We start from the raw sequence: 26,113 nt of genomic DNA on the forward strand, positions 1-26,113 counted from the left end.
AGGACATTAACATCGTACTTAACGCACTGAAATACAGAGGGTAAGATTCTCACAGCGATTTAAGGGATTCAGATCGCCTTCAGGAAATATTCAGGAATGACAGCGGTGTTTCGGACCGGAACAACGAATGACGTGCCCTTGATTTGGCTCACTAGAAGCAGCCTGATTTGAGGAGTACCATGACCCCACTTTCCTCAACCAGCCGGAGGCTGCATGTTTAAGGCACTGGTCATTGATAATGACGAACAGGGATACCGCACCACCCTGAAAGATCTGGAAGAAAAACAACTACCGGATCAGGATGTCACCCTCGAAGTTAGCTACTCCACCCTTAACTACAAAGACGCCCTCGCTATCTGCAACAAAGGCCCAATCGTGCGCCAGTTCCCGATGGTACCGGGTATCGATTTTGTTGGCCGGGTGATCAATAGTCGCCACCCGCACTGGCAGCAGGATGATGTTGCATTGCTGACAGGCTGGGGCGTCGGTGAGAAATATTGGGGTGGCCTGGCGCAGAAGGCCAGCGTCTCCGGTGACTGGTTGGTCAAAGTCCCCTCCGCGCTCAGCCCACTGCAAACCATGGCGATCGGGACTGCCGGGTTTACCGCCATGTTGTGCGTGCTCGCATTGGAAAAACAAGGCATTACGCCGCAGCACGGTCCGGTGCTGGTCACCGGTGCCAGCGGTGGTGTAGGCAGTTTTGCCGTCAGCCTGCTGGCGCGTCTCGGCTATGAAGTGGTGGCTTCCAGCGGTCGTGCCAGTGACAGCGACTACTTAATCGGCACCCTTGGAGCGACATCCGTCATTGATCGCCACGAACTCAGCCAACCCGGCAAACCGCTGGCAAAAGAGCGTTGGGCCGCCGCTATCGATAGCGTTGGCAGCCATACACTCAGTAATGTGCTGGCTGGCATCAAACGGGATGGCGTCGTTGCCGCTTGCGGTATGGCGCAGGGATTGGATCTGCCAACCAGCGTTGCCCCCTTTATTCTGCGCGGCGTGATTCTGGCAGGCGTGGACAGTGTGATGTGCCCACAACCGCTGCGTCAGCAGGCATGGCAACGCCTGGCGGAACTGGTGGACGGCGCACAGCTGCAAAAACTCACCCGCGTAATCCCGCTGAGTGCAGCGCGTGAAGGGGCAGAACAACTGCTGGCGGGTGAAGTGCGTGGACGTCTGATCGTCGATTGCCGGTAACATCTGCCAAAAAAAGCGCGATAAATCGCCCCGCTACGAAAAATTGCACATACTGTAGCGGCGCGATTTATCGCGCTGATGTTATTCAGGCGCGTAACTGAATCTGCGGCCTGCCCTGCTCCGCCTGCCGCACCACATCCAATTCTGCCTGATACCAACGTGTCAGCGTCTGTTCGGTCATCACCTCATGTGGCGCGCCCTCTGCCACCAGTTTACCCTGATGCAACAATAGGATACGGTCCGACCACAGTGATGCCAGATTGAGATCGTGCAAGACGGTACACACGCTAAACCGTCCATTACGCGTTAAGCGATGCAGCAAACGCAGGCTGTGCTGCTGCCAGAACAGATCCAGCGCCGAGGTGGGTTCATCAAGGAACAGCCACCCACGCGGGCCATCCTCATGCCACAGCTGTGCCAGCACACGCGCCAGTTGCACACGTTGCTGCTCACCGCCAGACAGCGAACGATAATCACGTCGCGCCAGTTCCAGGCTACCGGTGATATGCATCACTTCCTCAATCACCGCTTTTGATCCCGCAGTCGGCCAGGGCGCACGCCCCATCGCCACCACATCTTCCGCTGGCATCGGGAAGGTCATGCTGTTTTGCTGACGCATCACCGCACGGCGCTGGGCCAGTGGTTCACGCGGCCAATCTGCCAGCGGGCTATCACCCAACCAGCAATCACCGGCTGCCGGGGTGAGAAAACCAGTCAGCAGGCGCAGTAGTGTAGATTTACCGGCACCGTTCGGGCCGATCAACGCGACCATTTCGCCTGGCTCCAGCGTCACCGAAACATTATCAATCAACGCCCGTGCACCATGGCTAAAGCACAGACCGCGCGCCTGCATCCGATCACTCATTTATCCCCCTCTGCTGGCGCAGGATCAGCCAGAGAAACCACGGACCACCAATCAGGCTGGTTAACAGACCCACCGGCATTTCTGCCGGGATCACCAGGGTGCGCGCCAGCGTATCTGCCAGCAACAACAGGATCGCCCCTGCCAGCGCCGATCCCGGTAACATCCAGCGATGATCGCTGCCAAGACAGAAGCGCATCACGTGTGGCACCACCAGCCCGACAAAACCAATAATTCCACTCACCGACACCGCCGTGCCGACCAGTAACGCGCTCAGCACCAGTAACTGACGCTGGGTACGTTTCACATCGATCCCCATGTAATGTGCATCTTCTTCACCGAGTTGCAGCAGGTTCAGACGCCGTGCACGGGTCTGGATGGCGATCAACGCGGGTAAAATCAGCAACGCGCACACCGTTAGGCTCGGCCACTGTGCCGAACTGAGGCTGCCCATACCCCACAATGCCAGCTGGCGCAGTTGTTGATCATTACTGATCCACGACAACACCCCTACCGCCGCGCCGCACAACGCATTGATGGCAATGCCTACCAGCAGCAAACGCGACAGGTTGCCCAGTGCCAGGCGGCTGAAGCTGAAGATCAGCAACGTCACCACCAGGCTGCCGACAAAGGCCGCCAGCATCGGTAACCACAGGGCGAGGATCGGCGGCAACGCCACCGGCACGATAATCGCCAGCGCCACGGCCAGACCGGCACCGCTGCTGATCCCCAGCAAACCGGGATCGGCCAGCGGGTTACGGAACAGCCCCTGCATCACTGCACCAGACACTGCCAACGCCATGCCAAGCAGCACCGCTAACAGCACGCGCGGCAGACGGATATTCAGCCAAATCTGCCACACCATATCGCTGAGCGGTGCGTGCCACAGGGTGCGGATTGACAGCGGCATCGCGCCAAAATTGGCGGCCATCAGCATACAAATCACCATGCTGATGGCCATCAGGCCGAGCCAGCGCAGCACTGCAACGCTAGTCATGTTTTGCCGCTTCGGCTGCATGACGCAGTTTGACGATGGCGTCCGGTGTGTCGAGACCAAAACTCAGCAGCGCCATCTCATCCACCACCAACAGCGCGTGATGCTGCCCGGCTGGCGTCAGCGCCAGACCCGGCAGCGACCACACCTTCTCTTCACCGCCGAGGGTACGCAGTCCATCCTGACCCACCACCACCAGATCCGGTGCGGCAGCCACCACACCTTCCGGCGACAGCGGTTGATAATGCGGTACGGCTCCCATCGCATTTACCAGGCCAGCACTGCGAATCGCACCATCAGCCCCGGTCTGCGATCCTGCCGCCAGGGTATTCATGCCGCTGTGCGCCATGATAAACAGTACCTTCACCGACAGCGGTTGACCCGGCAGTTGTGCCAGTTGTTTCTGGACTTTCTCAGTCAGTGCTTTGGCGGCGTCTTCACGATGCAGCGCCTTGCCAATGGTCGCGATTTTTTCCGGGATCGCTTCGAGGCTATTTTTGCCGGTGACTTCCACCACCTTCACCCCTGCCTGCTCCACCTGTTGCAGCACCAGCGACGGTTTTGCCAGTTCGCTACTCAGTACCAGCGTCGGCTTCAGCGCCAGAATGCCTTCCGCATTCAGCTGACGCATATAACCAATGTTCGGCAGCTTATTTACCTGAGCAGGCTGCTGGCTGGTGCTGTCGCGCGCCACCAGATCCTGCTGGGCGTCCAGCGCGTATACGATTTGCGTGACGTCTCCACCAATGGAAACCACGCGTTCTGCCGCCAGCGTCGGCAGCGCCAGCGCGGTCAGCAACAACAGGGTCAGACGTTTCATGCGGTAGCTCCTGGGGTAGTGAGCAACGCCAGCTGTTCACGCCAGCGCGCCTGTTCCGGCGTACCTTCACTGCGCTGGCCGTACAGTTGCGCGATTTGCGTACCGTCAGCGGCGAACAGCTCAAGGCTGGTGACGAAGCCATCGCCGCTCTGCTTACGCGTCACCCAACTTTCGCTGATGTGATCCGCCATCAGATGCAGCGTGAATGCAGGGTTGAAGATGTTGACCCAGTTGTCCATCGGCATTAGTTTTTCTATCGCACCGGTAAAGATCTGGGTGCAGCCACGGTTGCCAACAAAAATCATGATTTCGTTGCCATCCTGCTGTGCCTGATTGAGCAGCTGTGCCAGCGCGTCATTGCTGACTTGCCAGGCCAAATCGTCCGCTACCGCGCGGAATGCCTGCTGGCGCGAAATGTTATGACGCTTCAGCAAACCGAAGAATTGGTGCACATCGGTCATGGCACGCCATTCGGCCTCGATGGTGCTGGCATCAACGGTCGTGCTGTGCTGCGGGCTGCTGGCAGGTGTGAGTTCCAGTGGGACGTGCTCAGCGGTAGTGAACTGGGCAATCAACGCATCCCAGGCGGCGATGTCCGTGTTGTCGGTGGTGTAGATTTTCAGTACCGCGTCACCATGCCTGTCAAAAATCTGGATGCTTTGACGTTCACCACGCGCCGTCATTTCTTGCAGGAAAAAGGCGCTGTGCCACTGCTGGGGAAACAGACGCTGATCCAGCGCGCGTGGGTTGAGGATCAATCCGGCATGTTCGCCGAGGTGCAGGTTTTCATATTTTCCGACCTGCTCATGCACGGCGTATTCGTTACGGGTGATGCTTTTGGTTTCACCTGCCGCTTCAAGGGCAGCAAGCAGCGCCGGGAAATCGGTTTTCAGGGCTTTTGCATCCTGACCGACGCGCGCTTCGCACAGCTGCGCTTCGCCAATGCCCATCAGTGCCGCCAAATCGCGCGCGTATTTTTTCGGATGTTCGCCTTTCAGGGCCAGATAGTGTTCGTAACGTTCGTTCATTGCGCATGCTCCCATGAAAATGCCCTGCGTTGCCGCAGGGCGAAGTGATTTATTAGAAATCGACGTTCACACCCAACTGGAAGGTGCGTCCCGGCATCACAGCAAGCTGTGAATCATAGTAGTTTTGATCGGTTTTGCTGGTGGTGGATTCCAGATCGCGGCTGCTGAGGTAGTCCCAGTATTTGCGGTCCGTCAGGTTGTAGACACCGCCACTGATCTTGACGTTTTTGGTGACGCGGTAGTAAGCCGTCAGATCCACCAGCGCGTAGCCAGGGATGTTTTGGTAGTAAGTATTGCTGGTAGTACCAATCGAGCTACCGGTGTTGGTGTAGCTCTGACGTTGGGTATAAGTCGCACGCTTACCGTGGTTAAAGGTAGCGGTCACGGCGGCACCGTAACGCTGATCCGGATCGTCATACGCCACACCGGTGATCAGACGCATCGGCGGCACACTCTCCAACGGCACGTATTTATCACCCAGGTAGCTGGACTTAGACGCGCCCTGAGCATAACCAAATGCCAGACGTGCACTCAGACCATCAACTTCTGGCACCCATGTCCCGATATTGAACTTGCTACCGAATTCCGCACCGTAGATATAGGCTTTGTCACGGTTTTCCGCACGGTAAGCGATATCGATATTACTCGGAATGTTGGTAAAGACTGACGGGTTGGTGCTACGGCTATAACGGGTGTAGTCGATAAAGTTTTTGTAGCTGTTGTAGAAGGTCGCCGCAGAGAAGGTGATCCCTTCCACCGCTTCGCCTTTCAGACCAAACTCGAAGTTGTTGCTGGTTTCGGTTTTCAGGTCGGTGTTACCCAACAGGGCATACTGTGCACCGTAAGCGGAAGCATAGTTAGAGGACAGGTTCCATGAGCCATACAGCTGGCTTGGGTTCGGGAACTGTGCGCCACGCTTGTATTGCAGATAAGCCATCATCTTCGGCGTCAGGTTGTACTGGAAGGCGATTGACGGCAGGATCTGACCATCACTAAAGCTCTTGTTATACAACGTCGACACGTCGTCTGTGGAAAGATCGGCATCGCCACCCGCCAGGCTGGAAAGGTTCTGCGGTTTGGTATTCTGGTAAGCATAACGCACACCCGGAATCACCGAGAAGGTGTGGCCGTTCAGATCCCAGCTCATGGTGTCTTCAACGAAGGCACCGAATGTCCAGCTACGGCTGTTGGCTTCTGGCGGAGTGATATCGTTGTAAGAGGTCTGTGCCGGATCCAGCCAGTATGGACGCTCAGTTTTCGCAATGCTGGCGTTCAGACCATAGCTGATGTTGTTAAACAACCAGCTCTTTTCACCTTTAGTTTCAAAGCCAAAGGTTTTGGTGTTGTAGTCTGAATAGATATTGTGCGCTGCAACTGTACCGGCAACGGGTACCGCAGTGTCATCATGCGCCTGGGTTTCCTGGTAATAGATACTGCTTTCCAGGCTATCCACCAGCAGGTTGTTATCTGGCGTCCAGAGATCTTTCAGCATGCCACTCCAGCGGCGCGTCTGGCTGCTCTGATCGGCACGGCCATAAATGGTGGTGGTGCCCGTACCCCAGTAGTCGAAGTTGGTGTGATTGGTTTTGTGGTAGTAGTCCAGCGTGGCGCTGAACTGATGCTCACTGTTTGGCTGCCAGATACCGGTGGCAGCAATCGCATCCGAGTGCCAGTTAGCCGGGTAGGCATCAATAGTGCCGCTATTGTTGCGGGTTTCCTGGCCGTCACGACGGCTAATCACCACGATACCGCGCAGGGTTTCGTCACCTGCTGCTGCGGTGATACCGTTGTGCCAGCTACGGTTAGAAGAGTCGTAGTCGCTCTGATAACCGAAGTAGGTTTGCTTCGTTGGCGACAGGTAATCATCCGGCGATTTGGGACGGAAGGAAACCGAGCCACCGAGGGCGTTGTTCTTGTAGGAAACATCAGTCGCACCGGAAACAATGCCGACTGAGCCATACATGTACGGATCGATATAGTCACGGCCAATCCCGAAGGTGCCGGAACCGGCGCGGCCTACGGAGCTACGTCCGGTCGCGAAAGGTTGTTCAATGCCGTCTACGTCAATAGAGACGCGGTTATCTTCCAGGCCACGGATGTTATAACCGGTGTAACCACCACGGTCGCCGGTGTAGCCACTTTTGCCGGTGTTGCTACCGCCTGCGGCACCCGGCGCGCTAACCAGCGGCTGATAACGCATAATTGAACCGAAATCATTACCACCCTGCTTCTGCATTTCTTCAGCTGAGATGGTGTTACGGCTGCCGGCAACCAACGGTTGTTTCGGTGCAGTAACGGTCATCACCGGTTCATTGGTGGTGGTTTTTTGCCTGAAATGGTCAGATCTTGATTATCGCTGGTCGCTGCATAGCCACACGCCGCATGAATCGCTGACGCTAAGATCGCCGTTTTGAAAAGACGCTGGTGAGTTAACCCCGAAAATAGAGAGGACATAGACGCGAAATACCTGGTTAATTGTTAGTATTCGCTCACTTGCTTGCTGCCAGAAAACCACAGGTTTTGTATATAAAACCGTAAAAAGTTACAGACTTTTTTTATGTTATAAATGATTTCGTCAGGAATGTAATGTAAGTGGTAATCATTATCAATAGCATTTACACTAAGATGTATCTTAGACAGCACAATTTGTTAACCACAATTAACTTACTACTAATCAATTAATTAAGATGGGCGATGACATGGCACAAAAACCGGCGGTGAATATTCATTACTGCACGCAGTGCAATTGGTTGCTGCGATCGGCATGGATGGCGCAGGAGTTGCTGCATACCTTTGCGGATGATTTGGCCTCAGTGACGTTGCAGCCCGGTACGGGTGGCGTGTTTGAGATCACCATCGATGGCAACGTGATTTGGGAGCGCAAGCAGGAAGGCGGCTTTCCCGATGCGGCGGCGTTAAAACAGCGGGTGCGGGATTATTGCTTCCCGGATCGTGAGTTGGGCCATGTGGATAAGAAAAAAAACTAGCGAGCCGAATCGTAGCGGCGCGATTTATCGCGCAATTTACGTTATGCCACTTCATGTTCCAGCGGCCACAGCAGACGATCTTGCGCGGTGCTCAACGCAACAATGGCCGGACGGTAAATCGCGAATGGTTCCGCCAGCGGGCACACCATATATTTGCCCTGCGCGCTGGGGATAAACTCCGAGCGCGGTAAAAATGCCGCGCCATCAAACCCCTGCTCCATCATCTCCAGCACCAGACGCGGTTCTGAAACCTTGATGCTGATATTCACCTGATCGAGGCTACTGAACAGCTTACTGCGCAGCACTTCATAAGTCCCTTCCCCACCGATACGATGCAGCAGAATCAGCGGAATGCCGCTAAGATCGGCGAACTGTAAGGCTTTGCCTGCCAGCATCGGGGCATAGTGCATGGATATCACCGCAATGGTATCGATCGGTTCCAGCTCACGCACAAACCATGCCTGCTGGTCGCCAGGGGTTTGCATCAACGCAATATCTACCGTGTTATCCAGCAGCATCGCTTCCAGATGGCTGGAGTCGGAGACGATAACGTTAATATCCCAATCGGGGCGGTTGCGGTAGTAATCCATCAGTATGGTGTTGAAATAGCGTAGATACAGGTAGGAGATGCCGATATTCACCCGGCGCTGCTTGCGTGTGGCAATGGTGATGGTCTGGCGTTTCAGTTGATTGACCCGACTCAGGATGTCACACGCCTGACGATAGAGAAAGGTTCCGGCCTCAGTCAGCACCATGCGGCGCGGGGTGCGGGTAAACAGCGGCGAACCAATTTCCTCTTCCAGTTCCTGTAAACGCTTACCCAGCGGCGGTTGTGCGATGTTCAATAGCTTCGCGGCTTTACTGATCGAGCCCTGTTCCGCTATTGTGCAAAAGTAATGCAATCGTTTGAGATCCATGATGTTCCGCGCCTCCTCGCGCCTGATCCGACATGGCTAACCACGATCCAACCGCGGCTGACATACTGCTTAATGGATAAACATCGTCCACAAATGGCTGATCGGCATCACCAGCACCAGCGCTGGCAGCATATTCGCCACCGGGAATGATTTAATTCCGGCGATACGGAAACCCGCCGCTAACATGATAAACCCACCCGCTGCGGTAAAGTCACTCATCATGGTTGCCGTGGTGTGCGGCATAATCAGCACGGCGGCTGACGCCAGTACCAGCTGGATGATCAGCTGCGGCACTGCAATCACTGCGACCGCGTAGCCCAGCAAGGTAGCAAAAATCGCTGCGGTGAAGATATCCATAATTGATTTAACAAACAGGATATTAGGATCGTGCGTCATCCCTTCGGTCATCGCCCCGATAATGCCGGTACCACTGGCGCAGAACAACACCATAATCGCCACGTACTTCTCGGTAAAGGCCGCACCTGTCAGACCGGTTTCGGTTTGTTCGCCCTGGAAACGCCCAACCAGCCCTTTTGCCAGATTACCAAGGCGGCCAATTTTCTCTTCCAGAAACACCAGTTCACCGAGGGCAGCACCGATAATCAGCGCCAGAATTACCGCCGGTAAACTGTGAATCTTACCAATCAACACAATCCCGAGGCCCATCGACGACAGGCCGAAGGTCATCGGCAGTGCTACGCGTAGGCGTTCCGGCACTTTGGTGCCGAGAAAAGCGCCAGCCAGCCCACCAATCAGCACGGCGCTGCCGTTGACAAAGGGTCCCACTACCATAATTTACTCCTTAGGCTTCATTATGTTTTTCACCCCAGCGTTTCAGGTTGCCGACGTCGAGATCAAACAGATCGAGGGCGCGCGATACACTGTGATGTACCATTTCATCCACGGATTGTGGCTTCTGGTAAAAGGCCGGAACCGGCGGGTACACGATCCCGCCCATTTCCGTCACTGCCGCCATATTACGGATGTGCACCAGATTGAGCGGCGTCTCACGTACCATCAGCACCAGCCGACGCCGCTCTTTCAGGATCACATCCGCTGCACGAGTCAGCAGATTGCCGGTCAGCCCATGCGCGATGGACGCCAGCGAGTTCATTGAGCAGGGCGCAATCAGCATGCCAAGGGTTTTGAACGAGCCGCTGGAGATCGAGGCACCGAGGTTGCTGATGCTATGCACCTCATCGGCCAAATCGGTGATCTCCTGCCGCTGCCATGCCGTTTCCATCGAACGCGTCACCTCTGCGCCCTTGGTCACGACCAGATGCACCTCAATATCCTGATCGCGTAGCAATTGCAGCGCCTTCATGCCGTACTGAAAACCGGATGCACCACTAATGCCGACGATAATGCGCCTTCTGCTCACTACAACCTCACTTACTCAAAATCGGGAAGGAAACGTTTTACATCTACTTTTTTGAACTTAGAACGCTCGAAGTGGGCTTTCAGATGCCACGGAACGGTGCAGTCAAAGATGGTTTTGGTGGTCATGCCTTGTTGGGTGATGCTGGCGCTGTAGGCCGGATCTTGTGATGGATCAAGCGGATGGCAACGCACTCCGGCGATGGTGGCGATATCAACATCGCCCTGGAAACGCGTCTGCATCGCCCACAGGATGTCGTCGGTGTCGAACACATCCACGTCGTCATCCACCAGAATGACGTGCTTCAGTTCAGAGAACGCGGCAAAAGCGATCAGGGCAGCCTGGCGCTGACGACCTTCATCCACCGGCGAGGATTTTCTAAACTGGATCACCGCCAGCAGTTTGCCGCCACCCGAAGTGTGCGCATTGACGTTGACGACCCGGCCTGGCATCGCACGTTCCAGCATATCGAGAATACTGGCTTCGGTCGGGATACCCGCCATGCTGACGTGCTCGCCGCTTGGGCCAAGGGTGGTTTGCAGAATGGGGTGTTTACGGTGGGTTACCGCTTTCACCTTGATGACCGGCAGCTCGGCTTTCGCTTCGCCGGTGTAACCCGGGAATTCTGGCATCGCTTTGCCGGTGTTGGTGTTCTGATCTTCACGCACCCGCACGTTCGGCAGCAGTTCGCCTTCAATCACGATTTCAGCGTGTGCAATGGCTTTCTCGTTGATGCTGACACAGGGGGCCAGTTCCACCGGTTTGCCACGTAAGGCACCGGCAATGCTCAGCTCGTTAAAGCCCAGCGGGGTTGTTGGCGGCTCAAAGCAGGCAGCAATTTCGATCGCCGGATCAACACCGATACTGATGGAGATCGGCAAGGGTTTACCGGCTTTTTCGGCTTTCTCACGGAAGGCATCGATATGGCGGCCAGGGGTCAGCCACATCGAAAGTTCGTCGCGGCTCTGGATACACAGACGGTGGATGGTGATGTCCGACTCGTGAGTTTCCGGATCGGAGGCGTAGCACATCCCCATGGTGAAGTAAGGGCCGGCATCCTCTTCGGTATTGGTCGGCGCGGGCAACAGGGTACGCAGATCGAAATTCGGGTCTTCCGCGTAATGCACCACTTCCTGGCACAGCGGTTTCTCGCTGGTCACCACGGGCGCAACCGCGTGATGGACGGAATCTTTCAGCAGAAAACCGAGTTTTTCCGGCGCACAATCCAGCAGATGCCCCACACGTTCACGGGTAGACATCAAACCGGTGACCACGCGTACATCAGGAAAACCTTTGACCTTGTTGAACATCATCGCCGGGCCTTTGCGCGTCGGACGTTCACAAGTCCCACCGGCACCGACATAGCGATACACGCCAGAGAGTTCCGCATGCGGATCGACTTCGGTATCAGTACTGACGAATTCGCCTTTCAGGCTTTGCAGCAATGCGATCGCCGAACGTAGGTCATGTACCGGCTGTTTTTTTGTTTCAGACATATTCTTCTCCCTTAACGCTTCAGAGTGAATGCGATGAGGGAAAAGTAGCGCTGAATAATGGCGGGAAAAACTACCGTTTATATTTATCACCCAAACCTTTTCGGTTTGGATGATATTTATGCAACATCTTTGTTTTTATTTGTTTATTTTAATTAAACAATATTGCAACAAAATAGGGGGTAAAAAGAGATGAAGATCAACTCTTTGCGATTTTTTCCGCAGCTTCATTCAGCGCCGCAATCACAATATCGAGAGCTTCTTCAGAAATATTTTCCTGCGCCAGGCGATGATTCAGGGTGAATTTAATATTGTGAATTGCCTGTTCCACCGCCGGGATGCTGCGATTATTCACCAGAATCGCCAGCGAGGTTAACCGCCCAATAATGGTGTCCACATTTTCACGGTTTTCTGCCAGCAGCGCCCGACCGCTGTCGTTCAGCGTGTAAGCCTTACGCGACTCTTGCGCATCCACCACGCGAATAGCGTCGGTCTCTTCCAGCAGCGTCAGATTGGGATAGATAATACCAGGACTGGGGGAATATTCCCCTTTGGAGAGCTCTTCAACCGATTTGATCAACTCATAGCCGTGAGCGTCGCTCTGAGCGAGGAAGTGCAGCATTAACAGGCGAATATCGCTGGCATCAAGCATACGTTCTCGACGCTTTTTGCGTGCGCCCGCACAAAATGCACGCTGTGCGTGGTCGCCGTGCCAGGGAGAATCGCGATGCTGTTTCATTGCCTGCCTGAGGGGTCGGTTAAGGGAGGTTGATAGTAGTCTGCCGCCTGGCAAAATTCAACACAGGCGGCAACCGGACAGGCAAGAGTCGGTTATTTCTGATGCCAGTAGGCGACGGCGCGTACAAAATCGGTATCCGCACCACGGCGCTGGGTGAAGTAATCGCTCAGCAGTTTCACCGCCTCGCCTTCCCCGGTCAGCCAGATAAAGTACTCCTCGCTGGGGATCGAAATCTTATCCAGCTTCGCAATGAGCGCACCGAGATTATCGCTCTGCATGGTGCCGCTACCCAACCAGCTAATATTGACGCCGTCGAGGTCGCCCAGATAATCACGGCCAGTGGCTTCATCGACAAACGCCAGCAGGTGCACCTCCTGCGCTGCCACTTCAGCCAAACGGCGTTTAATCGCTGGCAAGCCCGTCTCGTCAAAGACATAGATTTGGCAGCCATAATCAACCGGCACCACACAGGAACCGCGTGGGCCACCCATCGCCAGCTGGTCGCCCGGCTGCGCGTCGTTAGCCCAACTACTGGCGACACCGCCATCGTGAATATAGAAGTCGAGGGTCAGCGTATCGACACCGTTAAACGCCAGTGGCGTGTAATCACGCGCGGCCGGACGCACACCCGCAGGCCATACCACGCCCTCGTCGGTCATGGTTGGCAGTGCCAGCACGCTGCCCGGTTCCGGGAAGAACACTTTGATGTGGTCGTCATAAGAAGGCGAGTTGAAACCGGCCAGATCGCTGCCGGTGAAGACGATGCGCCAAAATTGCCCAGCGATACGGGTTTTACTTGCCACGGTAATGTGGCGGAAACGCAGTTCATTACGCACGCGACGGGGCGCGCGCGGGTTGTCCGTAGAGGTCTGTTTTCTCAAGTCATATCTCCCTGCGAGGATCAGCGGAGCATAATGCCGCCGTCCACCGCGATTTGTTGTCCGGTAATAAAATCGTTTTGTATTAAGAACAGATAAGCGCTGGCGAGTTCGCCAATTTCTGCGGTACGGCCCAGTGGAATAATTTCAGCAAAATGCTGGCGGGTCTGTTCCACCTGTTCCGCCGCTTGCTGCCGCCAGAACGGTGTCACCGTCCAGGTGGGCGCAACACAATTCACCCGTGCTTTGGGTGCCAGTTCCACCGCCAGTCCTTGTGCCAGTGACACAATGCCCTGATTCCCGACATAGCTGGCGCAGGCATCCTGGGCGCGACCACCCGTACCGGCAGTAAAGGTCAGAGAACCGCCCGCCCGCACTTTTTCTGCCGCCAGTTTGCCAATCAGCACATTGGTGAGGAATTTCGAGTAAATCACTTTCTCAATCAGCGCCATGTCGGCGCTGAGGAAACCGCCGCCCATGGCATCGCCAACCATCGAGACCAGATGGTCGAAGTCAGCAAGCTGTTTAAACGCACTGCGCAGTGCGTCATGATCATGCGCATCGACGGTTAGCGTCGCCACCTCAGCGCCCTGCTGTGTCAGCGTGGCTTGCGCCTGTGCCAGACGCTCAGCGTTACGTCCGAGAATCGTCAGTTGCGCGCCCTGCTCTGCCGCCCGTTGCGCCACCTGCAAGCCGATGCCGGAGCTGCCGCCAATCACCACCAGATGTTTGCCCTGTAATGATGCCATTCCCTACTCCTTAGAAGGCGGCCAGCGCTTCAGCCGCCAGTTCAGCCACCAGCGAGTCGTTCGCACCGTGTGCTCCGCTCACACCGACCGCACCGATCACTTCACCATGCAGCCACAGCGGAATGCCCCCTTCCAGCGGCGTCACGCCTGGTGTCGCGAGAAAGCTGGGGCTGCCGCTGTTGATAAAACTCTCAAACTCTTTCGAGGGGGCGCGCAGCAATGCGGCGGTGCGCGCTTTACCCTGTGCGACACTGGGGCTGATACCAATTGCCGCATCGCTGCGGTCAAGACTGACCAACTCACCGGCGCGGTCCACCACTGCCACACTGATATGCCAGCCATGTTGTGCGGCGGTTGCCAGCGCTGCCGAGATAACGGTGCGCGCCGCCGCCAGCGAAATCGAGTGATACGTCTGGGCCAGCACTGCGCTGGTCGATTCAGGTTTTTTTTCCATTATTTTGCCTCGCGTCGGGCGTCAGAGGCCCACGCATGAATCAAATATGAAAGCGAAACTCATTCTCATCTGACGCCGTCAGAATAGTTATGATATATCTTAAGCGCAATGCCGAAAAATGCTATTCCGCGTAAGAAGATATATCCGGGCATTCGTAGCGGCGCGTTTTATCGCGCGGAATTTCGTGCAGACTGATTCCCTCATCCCGGCCTTGTCCCGCCAGCGGGAGAAGGAGAAGTGCAACCTGTTTACTTCACAACGCCCGCGCATACACAGCTTTACACAGCAGACCTTTCTCATTTCAATAGCAACTGCTATAAAGTATAGCAGTTGCTATATTAGAGCGTTTTTCAATCACTTCAGGACTGACGGTATGAAAATGATGAGAGGAATAGTGCTTGGCACGCTGCTGAGTACGTTGTTCACCCCGGGCGCGATGGCCAGCGAAAAACTAAAGGTCATCACCACCTTCACCGTGATCGCCGATATGGCGAAAAATGTCGCCGGGGATGCCGCTGAGGTCAGTTCGATCACCAAACCGGGAGCAGAAATTCATGAATATCAGCCGACGCCGGGCGATATTAAACGCGCCCAGGGTGCCCAACTGATTCTCGCTAACGGTATGAACCTTGAATTGTGGTTCCGTCGTTTTTATCAGCACTTAAAAGATGTGCCCGAAGTTATCGTCACCCAGGGCGTGACGCCAATGGGCATCACCGAAGGCCCGTACAACGGTAAACCCAATCCTCATGCCTGGATGTCACCCGATAATGCGCTGATTTACGTCGATAATATTCGCGACGCGCTGGTGAAATACGATCCAGACAATGCGGCGATCTATCAGCGCAACTCCGCCGCTTACAAACAAAAAATCACTGATACGCTGCAACCGCTGCGTCAGCAGGTGGCACAGCTGCCAGAAAATAAACGCTGGCTGGTATCGAGCGAAGGCGCATTTTCCTATCTGGCGCGCGATTTAGGGCTGAAAGAACTCTATCTATGGCCCATCAATGCCGATCAGCAAGGCACACCGCAGCAGGTACGTCGGGTGATTGACCGCGTGCGTGCGGAACACATCCCTGCGGTGTTCAGTGAAAGCACGGTATCAGACAAACCCGCGCGTCAGGTGGCTCGCGAGACGGGCGCGCATTACGGTGGCGTGTTGTATGTCGATTCGCTGAGCGGCCCTGATGGCCCGGTACCGACCTATATCGACCTGCTCAACGTCACCACCCGCACCCTGGTGCAGGGTATCCAAGACGGTATCAAGGAGTAGTCATGACACAGGTGCCAGCGATTACCGCTGCTGCGGTCAGCGTCACTTACCGTAACGGGCATACCGCGCTACGTGAAGCCAATTTCAGCGTGCCTGGCGGCTCGATCGCCGCGCTGGTCGGGGTTAACGGTTCCGGTAAATCGACGTTGTTTAAGGCGGTGATGGGCTTTGTGCGTCTGGCACAGGGGGAGATCCGCATTCTCGGCATGCCCACGCGCCAGGCGTTGCGGCGCAATCTGGTCGCTTACGTGCCACAAGCCGAAGAAGTTGACTGGTCCTTTCCAGTGCTGGTTGAAGACGTGGTAATGATGGGACGGTATGGCCATATGGGGACGCTGCGCATCGCCAAAGCGCGCGATCACGCTATCGTCAATGCCGCCCTGGAACGGGTTGATATGCTGGCCTTCCGTCAGCGCCAGATTGGCGAGCTATCCGGTGGTCAGAAAAAACGCGTGTTTTTGGCACGAGCCATTGCGCAGCAAGGAGAAGTCATCCTGCTGGATGAGCCTTTCACCGGGGTCGATGTGCAGACCGAGGCGAAGATCATCAGCCTGCTGGGTGAGCTGCGTGACGAGGGCAAAACCATGCTGGTATCAACCCATAACCTCGGTTCCGTCACTGAGTTTTGTGATTACACCGTAATGGTGAAAGGCACGGTGCTGGCAAGCGGCCCCACCGCCACCACCTTTACGGCGGAAAATCTTGAGCGCGCCTTCAGCGGAGTGCTGCGCCATGTGGTGCTGAACGGTTCAGAAGACCGTATTATCACCGATGATGAGCGCCCGTTTGTGTCACCTCTGCCACCGGGCAGCGAGAGGGTCTGACGATGCAATGGCTACTGGAACCCTTCAGCTACCAATATATGCTGAACGCCATGTGGGTGTCGGCGCTGGTCGGCGGCTTGTGCGCCTTTCTCTCCTGCTATTTGATGCTGAAAGGCTGGTCGCTGATTGGTGATGCGCTGTCGCATTCCATCGTGCCCGGCGTCGCCGGTGCCTATATGCTCGGTTTACCCTTTGCTCTCGGTGCCTTTCTCTCGGGAGGGTTGGCGGCAGGCAGTATGTTGTTCCTCAACCAACGAACCCGCCTGAAAGAAGACGCCATTATCGGCCTGATTTTTTCCTCGTTCTTCGGCCTCGGGCTATTTATGGTGTCGCTTAACCCAACCGCGGTGAATATCCAAACCATTGTATTAGGCAACATTCTCGCCATCGCCCCCGCCGATATCCTGCAACTGACGTTGATTGGCGCAGTCTCCATTAGTGTGTTGTTTTTCAAATGGAAAGATCTGCTGGTGACCTTTTTTGATGAGAACCATGCGCGCGCCATCGGGCTGCATCCGCAGCGGCTGAAACTGTTGTTTTTCACCCTGCTGGCACTCTCTACCGTCGCAGCGCTGCAAACTGTCGGTGCATTTCTGGTGATTTGCCTGGTGGTCACGCCGGGAGCGACTGCGTGGCTGCTGACCGATCGTTTCCCGCGTCTGCTGGCTATCGCCGTTACCATCGGTAGCGTCACCAGCTTTCTGGGTGCCTGGGCCAGCTATTACCTTGACGGCGCCACGGGCGGTATCATCGTAGTGGCGCAAACGCTGTTGTTTTTACTGGCGTTTATCTTCGCCCCGCAACAGGGTCTGCTGGCGCAACGCCGACGCGCACGCAGCCATCAGGAGGATGTCGATGCTGACGTTGCTGCTTGAACCTTTCCAGTTTGCTTTTATGAACCAGGCCTTGTTGATTGCGCTGGTGGTGGCGATTCCCTGCGCGTTGTTATCGGTATTTCTGGTGCTGAAAGGCTGGGCCTTGATGGGCGATGCCATGAGCCATGCGGTGTTTCCCGGGATTGTGCTGGCGTGGATACTCGGCCTGCCGCTGGCACTGGGGGCGTTTGTTGCCGGGGTATTTTGTGCCGTCGCCAGTGGTTATCTGAAGGACAACAGTCGCATCAAGCAGGATACGGTGATGGGCATTGTCTTCTCCGGCATGTTCGCGGTCGGGCTGATTTTGTATATTGCCGCCAAACCGGAGGTGCATCTGGATCACATCCTGTTTGGCGATATGTTGGGTATTACCCTCGCAGACATGGTGCAAACCACGCTTATCGCGGCGGTGATTCTGCTGATCATGGCAGTGAAATGGCGGGATTTTTTGCTGTTCTGCTTCGATCCACAACAAGCCCAGGCCAGCGGATTACGCACCGGCTGGTTGCATTACGGCCTGCTGTGTATGGTCGCGTTAACCATCGTCGCCACCATGAAGGCGGTGGGCATTATTCTGTCGGTATCACTGTTGATTGCGCCAGGGGCGATTGCGCTGTTGCTGACCCAACGCTTTTCACACGCGTTGCTGGTGGCGGTGACGATAGCGGTGCTGGTTTCGCTCAGCGGCGTGTATCTGTCGTTTTATCTGGATAGCGCACCTGCGCCGACCATTGTGGTGTTATTTGCCCTGGTGTTTATCGTCGCGTTTATCCGTGCCAGCCTGCTGGCGCGGCGCGCTGAACGGCAAACGCTGCAAACTTAGTTTTGCAGCGCGTCGTTGTGACCACACTCCAGCATGCCGCCATTGTTCTGCGGTAACGGGTTATCCCCCGAAATTTCATGCTGCTGGCAAGTCTGGTGCGGGTGCAAACCGGCTGGCGGTGAGAACGGTTCGGAGAGCTGAGCGCCAGCAATAGCCGAAAACGCGGTCAGCGCTGTCACAAGGAACAACGGTATAAGTCGCATCATTTTTCTTCTCTTTAGTGGTCCGGGCTGGACCAGGAATGCAGGTGATTATTCAGCCTGATTCAGGGGCGTCAGGGTTTTACGCGGGGGATCAGGTTTCGATGGAGAATTTTACGCCGCTCAGGGGAAGTATTTTATAAAATCGTGCGGTTTATCACAGATAACCGCACGATTTATGCATTATCCGGCAGTCACCGGGATGAAGAAGGTGCCGGTTAATAAATCCGGGGTGCTGTTTTGCAGATCGAGACGCAGCAGATCTTTACCTTCTCGCCGGGCGACACCCAATGCGGGCAGATGGATGTAGTACATATCGGCGGTAAAGGCGTTGATCTGTTCCGGTGCCCCCTGCCAGTCAATTTCCGCATACAGACCGCTTTCGCCGGTCCAGTTCACCACATTGCTCGGCAGCACATCGCCATGCTGACTTTCCAGCGCCTGAAACAGGCTGATATGTTGCTGATCGGCGGAACCTTCCCCCGGACTGAACTGAAAGCCCAGCCAGCCTTTGTTGACGTGCTGTCCGGCAAAGGCCACGAAATCGCGCGCGTGTTGGGCGACTACGTCGCCATGATCGTGGATGTATTCACCAAAGCGACATTCCCATTCAATCACTTCACCACACAGGCGCAGTTCAGGCTTCTCCGCCAGCCGCACGTCAACCCAGCGATGCTGCGTGGGAATGCGACTGTGGAAATCTTTTAACTGCAGCTCCGGAATGCGGCGATATGCCCCCGGCGTCAGCGAGAAATGGTTTTTGAACACGCGAGTGAAATTCTGCTGGTTATCAAAACCAAAACGCACGGCGATATCAATCAGCGGCATACGTGTCAGACGCAGCGCCATCGCTGACATGGTCAGACGACGCTTACGGGTGTATGACGCCAGCGTTTGTCCGGTCATTTCTTTGAACATGCGTTGCATGTGCCATTTGGAATAACCGGATTTCAGGCTAATCAGATCGATATTGAGTTCGTCGGTCAGGTTCGCTTCAATCCAGTCCACCAAATCGTTGATGTACTGTTTTTTCAGAGTCAGGCTGAGCATTTTCTGTGATGATCGAAAGGAAAGGGGACGCAGAATTTGCGTTATCGGTCACATAAATATAACAAAAACGTATTATGAATGTAAGGAAGAGTAAAGAAAGCGTAACGGGAAAAGCATTAATTGCTTAGTTCGCTAATATTTTCGCCAGCAATGAATGCTGACACAGATCACGTAGCGGCGCGATTTATCGCACAATTTCGCGCGCGATGTCAGAAAAAAACGCGCGATAAATCGCGCCGCTACGTTTTTCATCAATGCGATCGCATCCCTGCGGCCGTCATCATCATACGAAACAGCGATGCCACCACACCGAGTGCCAGCACGCTTGCGCCGTAAATAATCACCAGCCACATCACCCGCTTCCAGAGTGGCGCTTTCACTTCAGTGTGTCCTGACATATCAGTGATATCCCTCGTTGGCTTTCACTTTTCCCCGGAAGACGTAGTAACTCCAGAAGGTGTACACCAGGATCACCGGGATAATCAGCAACCCGCCCACCAGCATAAACGCCTGGCTGATTGCCGGAGACGCCGCCTGCCAGATAGTGATGGAAGGGGGAATGATGTAGGGCCATACGCTAATCCCCAGGCCGGAAAAGCCGAGGAAAATCAGCAGCAAAGTCAGCAGGAACGGACTGTAATGCGCTTCGCGTTTGATGCCGCGCACAATGCCCCATGCACACACCAGTACCAGCACCGGAACCGGCAGGAACCAGAACAGGTTTGGACGGGTGAACCAACGTTGGGCAATGGCTTCATGGCTGAACGGCGTCCACAGGCTGATAATGCCGACGATCACCAGCAGCGCGATCACCAGCGGCGTTGCCAGCGCGGACATCTTACGATGCAGGTCATGTTCGGTTTTCATAATCAACCAGGTACAGCCGAGCAGCGCATACGCCACCACCAGACCGACACCGCAGAACAGCGGGAACGGTGCCAGCCAGTCCATGGGGCCACCGGCGAAGGTACGGCCACTGACCGGGAAACCGTTGATAATGGCCCCCACCGACACTCCCTGGCTGAAGGTGGCGAGAATCGAACCGCCAATAAAGGCTTTATCCCAGAATGGACGGTGCGATTCGGTGGCTTTAAAGCGAAACTCGAACGCCACACCACGGAATATCAGGCCAATCAGCATCACCGTCAGCGGGATGGTCAACGCATCGGCAATCACCGAATAGGCCAGCGGGAACGCCCCGTACAGCCCGGCGCCCCCGAGGATCAGCCAGGTTTCGTTGCCGTCCCAGACCGGCGCAACGGTGTTAACCATGATGTCGCGCTCAACCGCATCTTTGTTGAACGGGAACAACAGGCCGATACCAAGATCAAAGCCATCCATCACGATATACATCAGAATGGCGAAAACGATGATCGCAAACCAAATGATTGAAAAGTCGATCATTTAAGGCCTCCTTCCTGATGAGAAACCGCAGAAAGTGGACGTGCCGGGGTGTTGCTCTGGCCCGGGCCTCCCGGGTTCACATCGTGACCTTCCCCCACTTTTGGCCCCTGCTTGATCAGACGCATCATGTAGACATACCCCACACCGAACACGGAGCAGTACACCAGGATAAACGCCAGCAGGCTAATGCTCATATGCAGATCGCCATGCGCGGATACCGCATCTATGGTGCGCTGCACGCCATACACCACCCACGGCTGACGACCAATTTCCGTGGTAAACCAGCCCGCCAGAATCGCCAGCAGGCCCGAAGGTCCCATCAACAGCGCAAACCACAGGAACGGACGTGACTGATACAGCCGCCCTTTGAAGCGCAACCACAGGCTGACCATACCGAGGGTAATCATCAGCAGGCCCAGCGCCACCATCACGCGGAACGACCAGAACACCACGGTGGAATTCGGGCGGTCTTCTTTCGGGAAGGACTTCAGCGCCGGAACCTGTTTGTCGAGGCTATGGGTCAGAATCAGGCTGCCGAGGTAAGGGATCTCCAGCGCGTATTTGGTGCGCTCCTGCTCCATATCCGGGATGCCAAACAGAATCAGCGGCGTGGCTTCACCTGGCGGGTTTTCCCAGTGCCCTTCAATCGCCGCGATTTTCGCGGGCTGATGTTCAAGGGTGTTCAGGCCATGTGCGTCACCGATCATCGCCTGAATCGGCGAAACGATCAGCGCCATCCACAGCGCCATGGAAAACATCTTACGAATGGCCGGATTGTCATTGCCTTTTAACAGATGCCAGGCCGCTGAGGCACCAACAAAAAAGGCGCTGGCAAGGAACGCCGCGGTCGACATATGCAGCAAGCGGTACGGAAACGAGGGGTTGAAAATGATTTTCAGCCAATCCTGTGGCACCACGATACCGTTCTGAATGATGTAACCCTGCGGGGTGTGCATCCAGCTGTTGGACGCCAGAATCCAGAAGGTAGAGATGATGGTGCCCAGCGCAACCATGCAGGTGGCAAAAAAGTGCAGGCCCGGCCCAACGCGGTTCCAGCCAAATAACATCACACCAAGGAAACCGGCTTCGAGGAAGAAGGCGGTCAGGACTTCATAGGTCAACAGTGGACCGGTGATACTGCCCGCGAACTGCGAGAAGCCACTCCAGTTGGTGCCAAACTGATACGCCATCACCAGACCAGAAACTACGCCCATGCCGAAATTGACGGCAAAGACTTTGGACCAGAAATGGTAGAGATCGCGATAGGTCTCATTACGGGATTTTAGCCATAGACCTTCCAGCACCGCCAGGAAGCTGGCGAGACCGATGGTGATGGCCGGGAAAATGATATGAAAGGAGACAGTAAACGCGAACTGTATCCTCGCCAGGTGAAAGGCATCTAATCCAAACATTGCTTACTTCTTCACCAGAACAGAGAAAGGGAACACAACTGTAAAAGGAAGTAGTGAAAACAGAAATAAACAGTGGGGGTCGATAAAACTATAACAAAGCAGGCTTATTCAACTTTGCCAGCAGGGTAAAAGGTTATTAACCCTCTGCGGCATGCGATTTGCCAGAGGTTAAAAGCTGTGCTTTGTTAGAGCGGCAATACCATCTGGTTAATCAGCGAAGGAGAGATTATGACACGTCTTACCGCACAGGATTTTCCGCAGGAACTGCTGGAGCTTTACGACTATTACGCCCACGGCAAAATCAGCAAACGCGAGTTCATCGCGCTGGCCGCAAAGTTCACCATCGCCGGGATGACGGGTGCGGCGCTGCTCAGCGCGATGAGCCCGAATTATGCCCTGGCGCAGCAGGTAGAATTCACCGACCCCGATATCGTCCCGGAGTACATCCACTACCCCTCGCCGCAAGGCCACGGCGACGTGCGCGGTTATCTGGTGCGTCCGGCCAAAGTCAGTGGCAAGGTGCCAGCCGTGGTGGTGGTGCATGAGAATCGCGGCCTGAATCCCTATATTGAAGACGTGGCACGCCGCGTGGCTAAAGCAGGCTATATCGCCCTGGCGCCGGATGGGCTGAGTTCAGTGGGGGGCTATCCGGGTAACGATGAAGAAGGCAAAGCCATGCAGGCGAAGATCGACCCGGTCAAACTGATGAACGACTTCTTCGCGGCGGTGGATTTTCTGATGCATCACGAAGCCGGGACCGGCAAAGTCGGGATCACCGGTTTTTGTTACGGCGGCGGGGTGGCCAATGCGGCTGCCGTGGCCTTTCCGGAATTGGCCTGCGCGGTGCCGTTTTATGGCCGCCAGCCGAAGGCGGAAGATGTCCCACGTATTCAGGCTCCGCTCCTGCTGCATTATGCCGAACTGGATAAAGGCATCAATGAGGGCTGGCCTGCGTATGAAGCGGCGCTGAAAGCCAATCATAAAGTGTATGAGGCGTATATTTATCCTGGGGTAAACCACGGTTTCCACAATGATTCGACACCGCGTTACGACAAAGCAGCAGCCGAACTGGCGTGGAGCCGCACATTAGGCTGGTTTGAAAAGTATTTGCACGGTTAACCCATTCCGCACTGGCGTAGCGGCGCGATTTATCGCGCGGATTTTCTGGCACCGCACCCGGAACTGCGCGATAAATCGCGCCGCTACGCTCATCAGATATTGTCACGCACATCCAGAATCCGGTGCAGGTTGCTCTCCAGCCAGTCAGCCAGACCCACCACCTGCCCTTCCACCTCTCGCCCCAGCTCAGTGAGGTGATATTCCACATGGGGCGGCACCACGTCATAAGCGATGCGTTGCACAAATCCATCTTCTTCCATATAGCGCAGCGTCTGCGCCAGCATACGCTCGCTGACGCCGCCAATCTTGCGCCGCAGTTCGCTAAAACGCAGGGTTTCCTCGCGCAGCGCCAGCAGCACCAGCACACTCCAGCGGCTGGTAATGCGCTTCAGCACTTCGCGTGACGGACAGTTAACGTTAAGCAACTCACCGCGACTAAATTTTTCACTCAGGTTTTCAGACATTTAACGTTATCTCGCCAAACTAACAAATCTGTAAGTACTTACTAAAAGTTAGTTTATCTCCTAACCTGATGACATACCAGTTCAAACTGAAGGAGAACAACATGATTGCGATTACAGGTGCCACCGGTCAGCTTGGCCGTTTAGTGATTAACGCGTTACTGAAAAAAGTCCCGGCCAGTGAAGTGATTGCCGCCGTTCGCTCGCCAGAGAAGGCTGCCGATTTGGCGGCGCTGGGCGTGACGCTGCGTACCGCGGATTACAGCCAGCCAGAGACGTTGAAAACGGCCTTTGCTGGTGTGGACAAACTGCTGCTGATTTCCTCCAGCGAAGTGGGCCAGCGTGAAGCGCAGCATAAAGCGGTGATTGACGCGGCCAAAGCGGCAGGCGTGGGTTTTATTGCTTACACCAGCCTGCTACATGCGGATACCACGCCGCTCGGTCTTGGTGTCGAGCATCGTGCCACTGAAGCGCAGCTAAAAGCTTCCGGCATTCCCTTCGCGCTGCTGCGCAACGGCTGGTACACCGAAAACTATGCTGCCAGCATCGCTCCGGCACTGGCGCACCATGCGTTTATCGGTTCGGTCGGTGAAGGCCGCATCGCCTCGGCGGCGCGAGCTGACTATGCGGCAGCGGCGGCGGAAGTGATCAGCCGTGACGATCAGGCAGGTAAAATCTATGAACTGGCGGGTGACGACAGCTATTCGCTGGCAGAATTCGCGGCAGAGATTGCTAAACAGTCCGGCGAGAAGGTGGATTATGTCAACCTGCCGCAGGCAGACTTCGCAGCGGCGCTGAAAGGCGCAGGTTTACCGGACGGACTGGCCGAGATGCTGGCGGATTCTGATGCCGGTGCTGCGCAGGGCGGGTTGTTTGATAACAGTAAAACCCTGAGCACGCTGATTGGTCGTCCGACGACCGGTTACGCGGAAGTCATCAAGGCTGCGTTAGCGAAATAAGTGCTGGCTGTTGCCCTCATCCCGGCCTTCTCCCGCAAGCGGGAGAAGGAGATGTGCAATATGCCAATCTATCCCTTCTCCCGCTTGCGGGAGAAGGAAATGTGCAATATGCCAATCTATCCCCTCCCCCGCTTGCGGGAGAAGGAAATGTGCAATATGCCAATGTATCCCCTCCCCCGCTTGCGGGAGAAGGAAATGTGCAATATGCCAATGTATCCCCTCTCCCGCTTGCGGGAGAGGGTTAGGGTGAGGGCCATCACACCTTGCCCTCCAGCCAGCGCAGTGCCTGCTGCGCACGTCCCGACAGCGGCCACTCGGCGCGATGGATCAACCAGATGGTATCCACCAGCGACACGCCGCAACTCTCCACCTGAATATGCGCTTGCCGGGCAAACGCCAGCCGTGCCGACTGCGGGAGCACCGCAAAACCCAGGCCGCGCGCCACCGGTTCAAGGATCAAACTGATCTGATTGCTGAAACCACGTTGCGGTAGATTCCGCACTCCCGGATTGCCGGGAAAACGGCGGCTCAGCAAACGTGTCGCCATCGCCTGACCATCGGGGTGATCGATATAGCCCAGCGTGTCCAGATCCGCCCAACTGTGGATCTTCACCCCGGCAGGCACCACCAACTCCAGTGGCTCCTCGGCAAATTTCTCCGCCACCAGCCGCTTGTCATCCGGCTTTTGCGTCACCAGTCCCATCTCGTAGCGGTTATGCAGCACCGCATCAATGACCTCGCTATCCGGTGCAAAACGATGGCGAATACTGAGATCCGGGTGCTGCTGCTGTAGTTCCAGCAGCAGCGGGTAGAGGCGCAAGCCAATGCTGCCCGGCGAAATCAGGCTGACTTCGCCACAGGTCACGTCTTCCTCGCTTAAACGCAGCGTCAGATGGCGCTGGGCGCGATCCACTTCCTGGCAATAATCCAGCAGCGCCAGCCCGGCGGGTGTCAGCTCCAGCGGCCGTTTGCTGCGCAGGATGAGTGGCCCCAGTTGCTGCTCCAGATGGCGGATATGCTGGCTCACCGCCGCCTGGGTAATCCCCAGCCGATCTGCGCTGTCCGTAAAACTTCCCAGCTCCGCCAGCATAGCGAAGGATTTTAACCATTGTGGATTGAACATAATGAAATTTTATAAAACCTATAACCGAATCACTGTTTTCATTATACATATTGCGCAGTAGCCTGTAGATCTTTTCGACAAATGGAGAACG

The 26,113-nt window shown here is 55.6% G+C and carries 28 protein-coding genes; 8 read left to right on the plus strand and 20 right to left on the minus strand.

The window, feature by feature from the left end; genetic code table 11:
* Positions 1-213: 213 nt before the first annotated feature.
* Entirely contained in the window at positions 214-1,197 is a 984-nt protein-coding gene (locus PAT9B_RS16410) for an MDR family oxidoreductase (RefSeq protein ID WP_013510397.1), read from the plus strand.
* Between the two features lie 85 nt (positions 1,198-1,282).
* Here PAT9B_RS16410 and PAT9B_RS16415 read toward each other — a convergent pair whose 3' ends face one another.
* The 5 genes from PAT9B_RS16415 to PAT9B_RS16435 are packed head-to-tail and all read right to left on the minus strand — an operon-like array spanning position 1,283 to position 7,203.
* Positions 1,283-2,062, minus strand: coding sequence for a heme ABC transporter ATP-binding protein (locus tag PAT9B_RS16415; RefSeq protein ID WP_013510398.1), 780 nt, complete (start codon positions 2,060-2,062; stop codon positions 1,283-1,285).
* Positions 2,055-3,056 (minus strand): iron ABC transporter permease, encoded by a 1,002-nt coding sequence (locus PAT9B_RS16420; protein ID WP_041525847.1) that lies wholly within the window; start codon positions 3,054-3,056, stop codon positions 2,055-2,057. The genes PAT9B_RS16415 and PAT9B_RS16420 overlap by 8 nt, the downstream gene beginning before the upstream one ends.
* A complete protein-coding gene (locus tag PAT9B_RS16425) occupies positions 3,049-3,873 on the minus strand; it encodes a hemin ABC transporter substrate-binding protein (protein WP_013510400.1) in 825 nt (274 codons plus the stop codon). The genes PAT9B_RS16420 and PAT9B_RS16425 overlap by 8 nt, the downstream gene beginning before the upstream one ends.
* Positions 3,870-4,901, minus strand: a complete 1,032-nt coding sequence (locus PAT9B_RS16430; RefSeq protein ID WP_013510401.1) for a hemin-degrading factor — start codon at positions 4,899-4,901, stop codon at positions 3,870-3,872. Before PAT9B_RS16430 ends, PAT9B_RS16425 begins: the two co-directional genes overlap by 4 nt.
* A gap of 52 nt (positions 4,902-4,953) precedes the next feature.
* Positions 4,954-7,203, minus strand: coding sequence for a TonB-dependent receptor domain-containing protein (locus PAT9B_RS16435; RefSeq protein WP_083810319.1), 2,250 nt, complete (start codon positions 7,201-7,203; stop codon positions 4,954-4,956).
* Between the two features lie 397 nt (positions 7,204-7,600).
* Between PAT9B_RS16435 and PAT9B_RS16440 the strand changes: the two genes are divergently transcribed.
* Positions 7,601-7,888, plus strand: coding sequence for a SelT/SelW/SelH family protein (locus PAT9B_RS16440; RefSeq protein WP_021186382.1), 288 nt, complete (start codon positions 7,601-7,603; stop codon positions 7,886-7,888).
* Positions 7,889-7,929: 41 nt separating this feature from the next.
* On the opposite strand, the gene PAT9B_RS16445 is transcribed toward PAT9B_RS16440, so the two are convergent.
* The 8 genes from PAT9B_RS16445 to PAT9B_RS16480 all read right to left on the minus strand — a co-directional run bounded on the left by PAT9B_RS16445 (position 7,930) and on the right by PAT9B_RS16480 (position 14,496).
* A complete protein-coding gene (locus tag PAT9B_RS16445; protein ID WP_013510404.1) occupies positions 7,930-8,805 on the minus strand; it encodes a LysR family transcriptional regulator in 876 nt (291 codons plus the stop codon).
* A gap of 69 nt (positions 8,806-8,874) precedes the next feature.
* On the minus strand, positions 8,875-9,597 hold the full coding sequence (locus PAT9B_RS16450; protein WP_013510405.1) for a DUF554 domain-containing protein: 723 nt from the start codon (positions 9,595-9,597) through the stop codon (positions 8,875-8,877).
* Between the two features lie 10 nt (positions 9,598-9,607).
* Entirely contained in the window at positions 9,608-10,186 is a 579-nt protein-coding gene (locus tag PAT9B_RS16455; protein ID WP_013510406.1) for a UbiX family flavin prenyltransferase, read from the minus strand.
* An 11-nt stretch (positions 10,187-10,197) separates the two neighbouring features.
* A complete protein-coding gene (locus tag PAT9B_RS16460) occupies positions 10,198-11,679 on the minus strand; it encodes a UbiD family decarboxylase (protein ID WP_013510407.1) in 1,482 nt (493 codons plus the stop codon).
* A 196-nt stretch (positions 11,680-11,875) separates the two neighbouring features.
* A complete protein-coding gene (locus PAT9B_RS16465; protein ID WP_013510408.1) occupies positions 11,876-12,415 on the minus strand; it encodes a PadR family transcriptional regulator in 540 nt (179 codons plus the stop codon).
* Between the two features lie 92 nt (positions 12,416-12,507).
* On the minus strand, positions 12,508-13,296 hold the full coding sequence (locus tag PAT9B_RS16470) for a siderophore-interacting protein (RefSeq protein ID WP_013510409.1): 789 nt from the start codon (positions 13,294-13,296) through the stop codon (positions 12,508-12,510).
* 20 nt (positions 13,297-13,316) lie between these two features.
* Positions 13,317-14,042, minus strand: coding sequence for an SDR family NAD(P)-dependent oxidoreductase (locus PAT9B_RS16475; protein WP_013510410.1), 726 nt, complete (start codon positions 14,040-14,042; stop codon positions 13,317-13,319).
* Positions 14,043-14,052: 10 nt separating this feature from the next.
* Positions 14,053-14,496 carry a heme-binding protein gene (locus PAT9B_RS16480; RefSeq protein ID WP_013510411.1) on the minus strand — a complete coding sequence of 148 codons (444 nt, stop codon included), beginning with the start codon at positions 14,494-14,496 and terminating at the stop codon, positions 14,053-14,055.
* 373 nt (positions 14,497-14,869) lie between these two features.
* Here PAT9B_RS16480 and PAT9B_RS16485 point away from each other — a divergent pair, with 373 nt between their 5' ends.
* The 4 genes from PAT9B_RS16485 to PAT9B_RS16500 are packed head-to-tail and all read left to right on the plus strand — an operon-like array spanning position 14,870 to position 18,294.
* Positions 14,870-15,772 carry a metal ABC transporter substrate-binding protein gene (locus PAT9B_RS16485; RefSeq protein WP_013510412.1) on the plus strand — a complete coding sequence of 301 codons (903 nt, stop codon included), beginning with the start codon at positions 14,870-14,872 and terminating at the stop codon, positions 15,770-15,772.
* A 2-nt stretch (positions 15,773-15,774) separates the two neighbouring features.
* The gene (locus PAT9B_RS16490) at positions 15,775-16,596 is read left to right on the plus strand and encodes a manganese/iron ABC transporter ATP-binding protein (protein ID WP_013510413.1); all 822 of its coding nucleotides are present in this window, start codon (positions 15,775-15,777) and stop codon (positions 16,594-16,596) included.
* Positions 16,597-16,598: 2 nt separating this feature from the next.
* Positions 16,599-17,471, plus strand: coding sequence for an iron/manganese ABC transporter permease subunit SitC (gene sitC, locus PAT9B_RS16495; RefSeq protein ID WP_013510414.1), 873 nt, complete (start codon positions 16,599-16,601; stop codon positions 17,469-17,471).
* The gene (locus PAT9B_RS16500; RefSeq protein WP_013510415.1) at positions 17,452-18,294 is read left to right on the plus strand and encodes a metal ABC transporter permease; all 843 of its coding nucleotides are present in this window, start codon (positions 17,452-17,454) and stop codon (positions 18,292-18,294) included. Before sitC ends, PAT9B_RS16500 begins: the two co-directional genes overlap by 20 nt.
* Here PAT9B_RS16500 and PAT9B_RS16505 read toward each other — a convergent pair.
* From PAT9B_RS16505 to PAT9B_RS16520, 5 genes are all read right to left on the minus strand, one after another.
* Entirely contained in the window at positions 18,291-18,500 is a 210-nt protein-coding gene (locus PAT9B_RS16505) for a hypothetical protein (RefSeq protein ID WP_013510416.1), read from the minus strand. The genes PAT9B_RS16500 and PAT9B_RS16505 overlap by 4 nt on opposite strands.
* 177 nt (positions 18,501-18,677) lie before the next feature.
* Positions 18,678-19,544, minus strand: coding sequence for a helix-turn-helix domain-containing protein (locus PAT9B_RS16510; protein WP_013510417.1), 867 nt, complete (start codon positions 19,542-19,544; stop codon positions 18,678-18,680).
* 251 nt (positions 19,545-19,795) lie between these two features.
* A complete protein-coding gene (locus PAT9B_RS29740; RefSeq protein WP_013510418.1) occupies positions 19,796-19,942 on the minus strand; it encodes a DUF2474 domain-containing protein in 147 nt (48 codons plus the stop codon).
* 1 nt (position 19,943) lies between these two features.
* Complete coding sequence (gene cydB / locus PAT9B_RS16515; protein WP_013510419.1) at positions 19,944-20,948, minus strand: cytochrome d ubiquinol oxidase subunit II; 1,005 nt, start codon at positions 20,946-20,948, stop codon at positions 19,944-19,946.
* Complete coding sequence (locus PAT9B_RS16520) at positions 20,945-22,360, minus strand: cytochrome ubiquinol oxidase subunit I (RefSeq protein ID WP_013510420.1); 1,416 nt, start codon at positions 22,358-22,360, stop codon at positions 20,945-20,947. Before PAT9B_RS16520 ends, cydB begins: the two co-directional genes overlap by 4 nt.
* 228 nt (positions 22,361-22,588) lie before the next feature.
* Between PAT9B_RS16520 and yghX the strand changes: the two genes are divergently transcribed.
* Positions 22,589-23,479, plus strand: coding sequence for a YghX family hydrolase (gene yghX, locus PAT9B_RS16525; protein ID WP_013510421.1), 891 nt, complete (start codon positions 22,589-22,591; stop codon positions 23,477-23,479).
* Between the two features lie 92 nt (positions 23,480-23,571).
* On the opposite strand, the gene PAT9B_RS16530 is transcribed toward yghX, so the two are convergent.
* The gene (locus tag PAT9B_RS16530; RefSeq protein ID WP_013510422.1) at positions 23,572-23,943 is read right to left on the minus strand and encodes a helix-turn-helix domain-containing protein; all 372 of its coding nucleotides are present in this window, start codon (positions 23,941-23,943) and stop codon (positions 23,572-23,574) included.
* Between the two features lie 101 nt (positions 23,944-24,044).
* Between PAT9B_RS16530 and PAT9B_RS16535 the strand changes: the two genes are divergently transcribed.
* Positions 24,045-24,899, plus strand: coding sequence for an SDR family oxidoreductase (locus PAT9B_RS16535; RefSeq protein ID WP_013510423.1), 855 nt, complete (start codon positions 24,045-24,047; stop codon positions 24,897-24,899).
* A gap of 256 nt (positions 24,900-25,155) precedes the next feature.
* Here the strand turns inward: PAT9B_RS16535 and PAT9B_RS16540 are convergent, their stop codons facing one another.
* Complete coding sequence (locus PAT9B_RS16540; protein WP_013510425.1) at positions 25,156-26,022, minus strand: LysR family transcriptional regulator; 867 nt, start codon at positions 26,020-26,022, stop codon at positions 25,156-25,158.
* Positions 26,023-26,113: the final 91 nt, after the last annotated feature.

Source organism: Pantoea sp. At-9b, from assembly GCF_000175935.2.
GTDB lineage: Bacteria > Pseudomonadota > Gammaproteobacteria > Enterobacterales > Enterobacteriaceae > Pantoea.

Excerpts from the sequence above, each read along its gene's own strand:
- PAT9B_RS16535 (WP_013510423.1), top strand. The coding sequence starts at position 24,045 with ATGATTGCGATTACAGGTGCCACCGGTCAGCTTGGCCGTTTAGTGATT.
- PAT9B_RS16505 (WP_013510416.1), bottom strand. The coding sequence starts at position 18,500 with ATGATGCGACTTATACCGTTGTTCCTTGTGACAGCGCTGACCGCGTTT.
- PAT9B_RS16510 (WP_013510417.1), bottom strand. The coding sequence starts at position 19,544 with ATGCTCAGCCTGACTCTGAAAAAACAGTACATCAACGATTTGGTGGAC.
- PAT9B_RS16450 (WP_013510405.1), bottom strand. The coding sequence starts at position 9,597 with ATGGTAGTGGGACCCTTTGTCAACGGCAGCGCCGTGCTGATTGGTGGG.
- PAT9B_RS16465 (WP_013510408.1), bottom strand. The coding sequence starts at position 12,415 with ATGAAACAGCATCGCGATTCTCCCTGGCACGGCGACCACGCACAGCGT.
- PAT9B_RS16480 (WP_013510411.1), bottom strand. The coding sequence starts at position 14,496 with ATGGAAAAAAAACCTGAATCGACCAGCGCAGTGCTGGCCCAGACGTAT.
- PAT9B_RS16445 (WP_013510404.1), bottom strand. The coding sequence starts at position 8,805 with ATGGATCTCAAACGATTGCATTACTTTTGCACAATAGCGGAACAGGGC.
- PAT9B_RS16460 (WP_013510407.1), bottom strand. The coding sequence starts at position 11,679 with ATGTCTGAAACAAAAAAACAGCCGGTACATGACCTACGTTCGGCGATC.
- PAT9B_RS16540 (WP_013510425.1), bottom strand. The coding sequence starts at position 26,022 with ATGTTCAATCCACAATGGTTAAAATCCTTCGCTATGCTGGCGGAGCTG.
- PAT9B_RS16475 (WP_013510410.1), bottom strand. The coding sequence starts at position 14,042 with ATGGCATCATTACAGGGCAAACATCTGGTGGTGATTGGCGGCAGCTCC.
- PAT9B_RS16425 (WP_013510400.1), bottom strand. The coding sequence starts at position 3,873 with ATGAAACGTCTGACCCTGTTGTTGCTGACCGCGCTGGCGCTGCCGACG.
- PAT9B_RS16430 (WP_013510401.1), bottom strand. The coding sequence starts at position 4,901 with ATGAACGAACGTTACGAACACTATCTGGCCCTGAAAGGCGAACATCCG.
- PAT9B_RS16530 (WP_013510422.1), bottom strand. The coding sequence starts at position 23,943 with ATGTCTGAAAACCTGAGTGAAAAATTTAGTCGCGGTGAGTTGCTTAAC.
- sitC (WP_013510414.1), top strand. The coding sequence starts at position 16,599 with ATGCAATGGCTACTGGAACCCTTCAGCTACCAATATATGCTGAACGCC.
- PAT9B_RS16440 (WP_021186382.1), top strand. The coding sequence starts at position 7,601 with ATGGCACAAAAACCGGCGGTGAATATTCATTACTGCACGCAGTGCAAT.
- PAT9B_RS16500 (WP_013510415.1), top strand. The coding sequence starts at position 17,452 with ATGCTGACGTTGCTGCTTGAACCTTTCCAGTTTGCTTTTATGAACCAG.
- PAT9B_RS29740 (WP_013510418.1), bottom strand. The coding sequence starts at position 19,942 with ATGTCAGGACACACTGAAGTGAAAGCGCCACTCTGGAAGCGGGTGATG.
- PAT9B_RS16435 (WP_083810319.1), bottom strand. The coding sequence starts at position 7,203 with ATGACCGTTACTGCACCGAAACAACCGTTGGTTGCCGGCAGCCGTAAC.
- PAT9B_RS16415 (WP_013510398.1), bottom strand. The coding sequence starts at position 2,062 with ATGAGTGATCGGATGCAGGCGCGCGGTCTGTGCTTTAGCCATGGTGCA.
- PAT9B_RS16420 (WP_041525847.1), bottom strand. The coding sequence starts at position 3,056 with ATGACTAGCGTTGCAGTGCTGCGCTGGCTCGGCCTGATGGCCATCAGC.
- PAT9B_RS16520 (WP_013510420.1), bottom strand. The coding sequence starts at position 22,360 with ATGTTTGGATTAGATGCCTTTCACCTGGCGAGGATACAGTTCGCGTTT.
- cydB (WP_013510419.1), bottom strand. The coding sequence starts at position 20,948 with ATGATCGACTTTTCAATCATTTGGTTTGCGATCATCGTTTTCGCCATT.
- PAT9B_RS16410 (WP_013510397.1), top strand. The coding sequence starts at position 214 with ATGTTTAAGGCACTGGTCATTGATAATGACGAACAGGGATACCGCACC.
- yghX (WP_013510421.1), top strand. The coding sequence starts at position 22,589 with ATGACACGTCTTACCGCACAGGATTTTCCGCAGGAACTGCTGGAGCTT.
- PAT9B_RS16485 (WP_013510412.1), top strand. The coding sequence starts at position 14,870 with ATGAAAATGATGAGAGGAATAGTGCTTGGCACGCTGCTGAGTACGTTG.
- PAT9B_RS16490 (WP_013510413.1), top strand. The coding sequence starts at position 15,775 with ATGACACAGGTGCCAGCGATTACCGCTGCTGCGGTCAGCGTCACTTAC.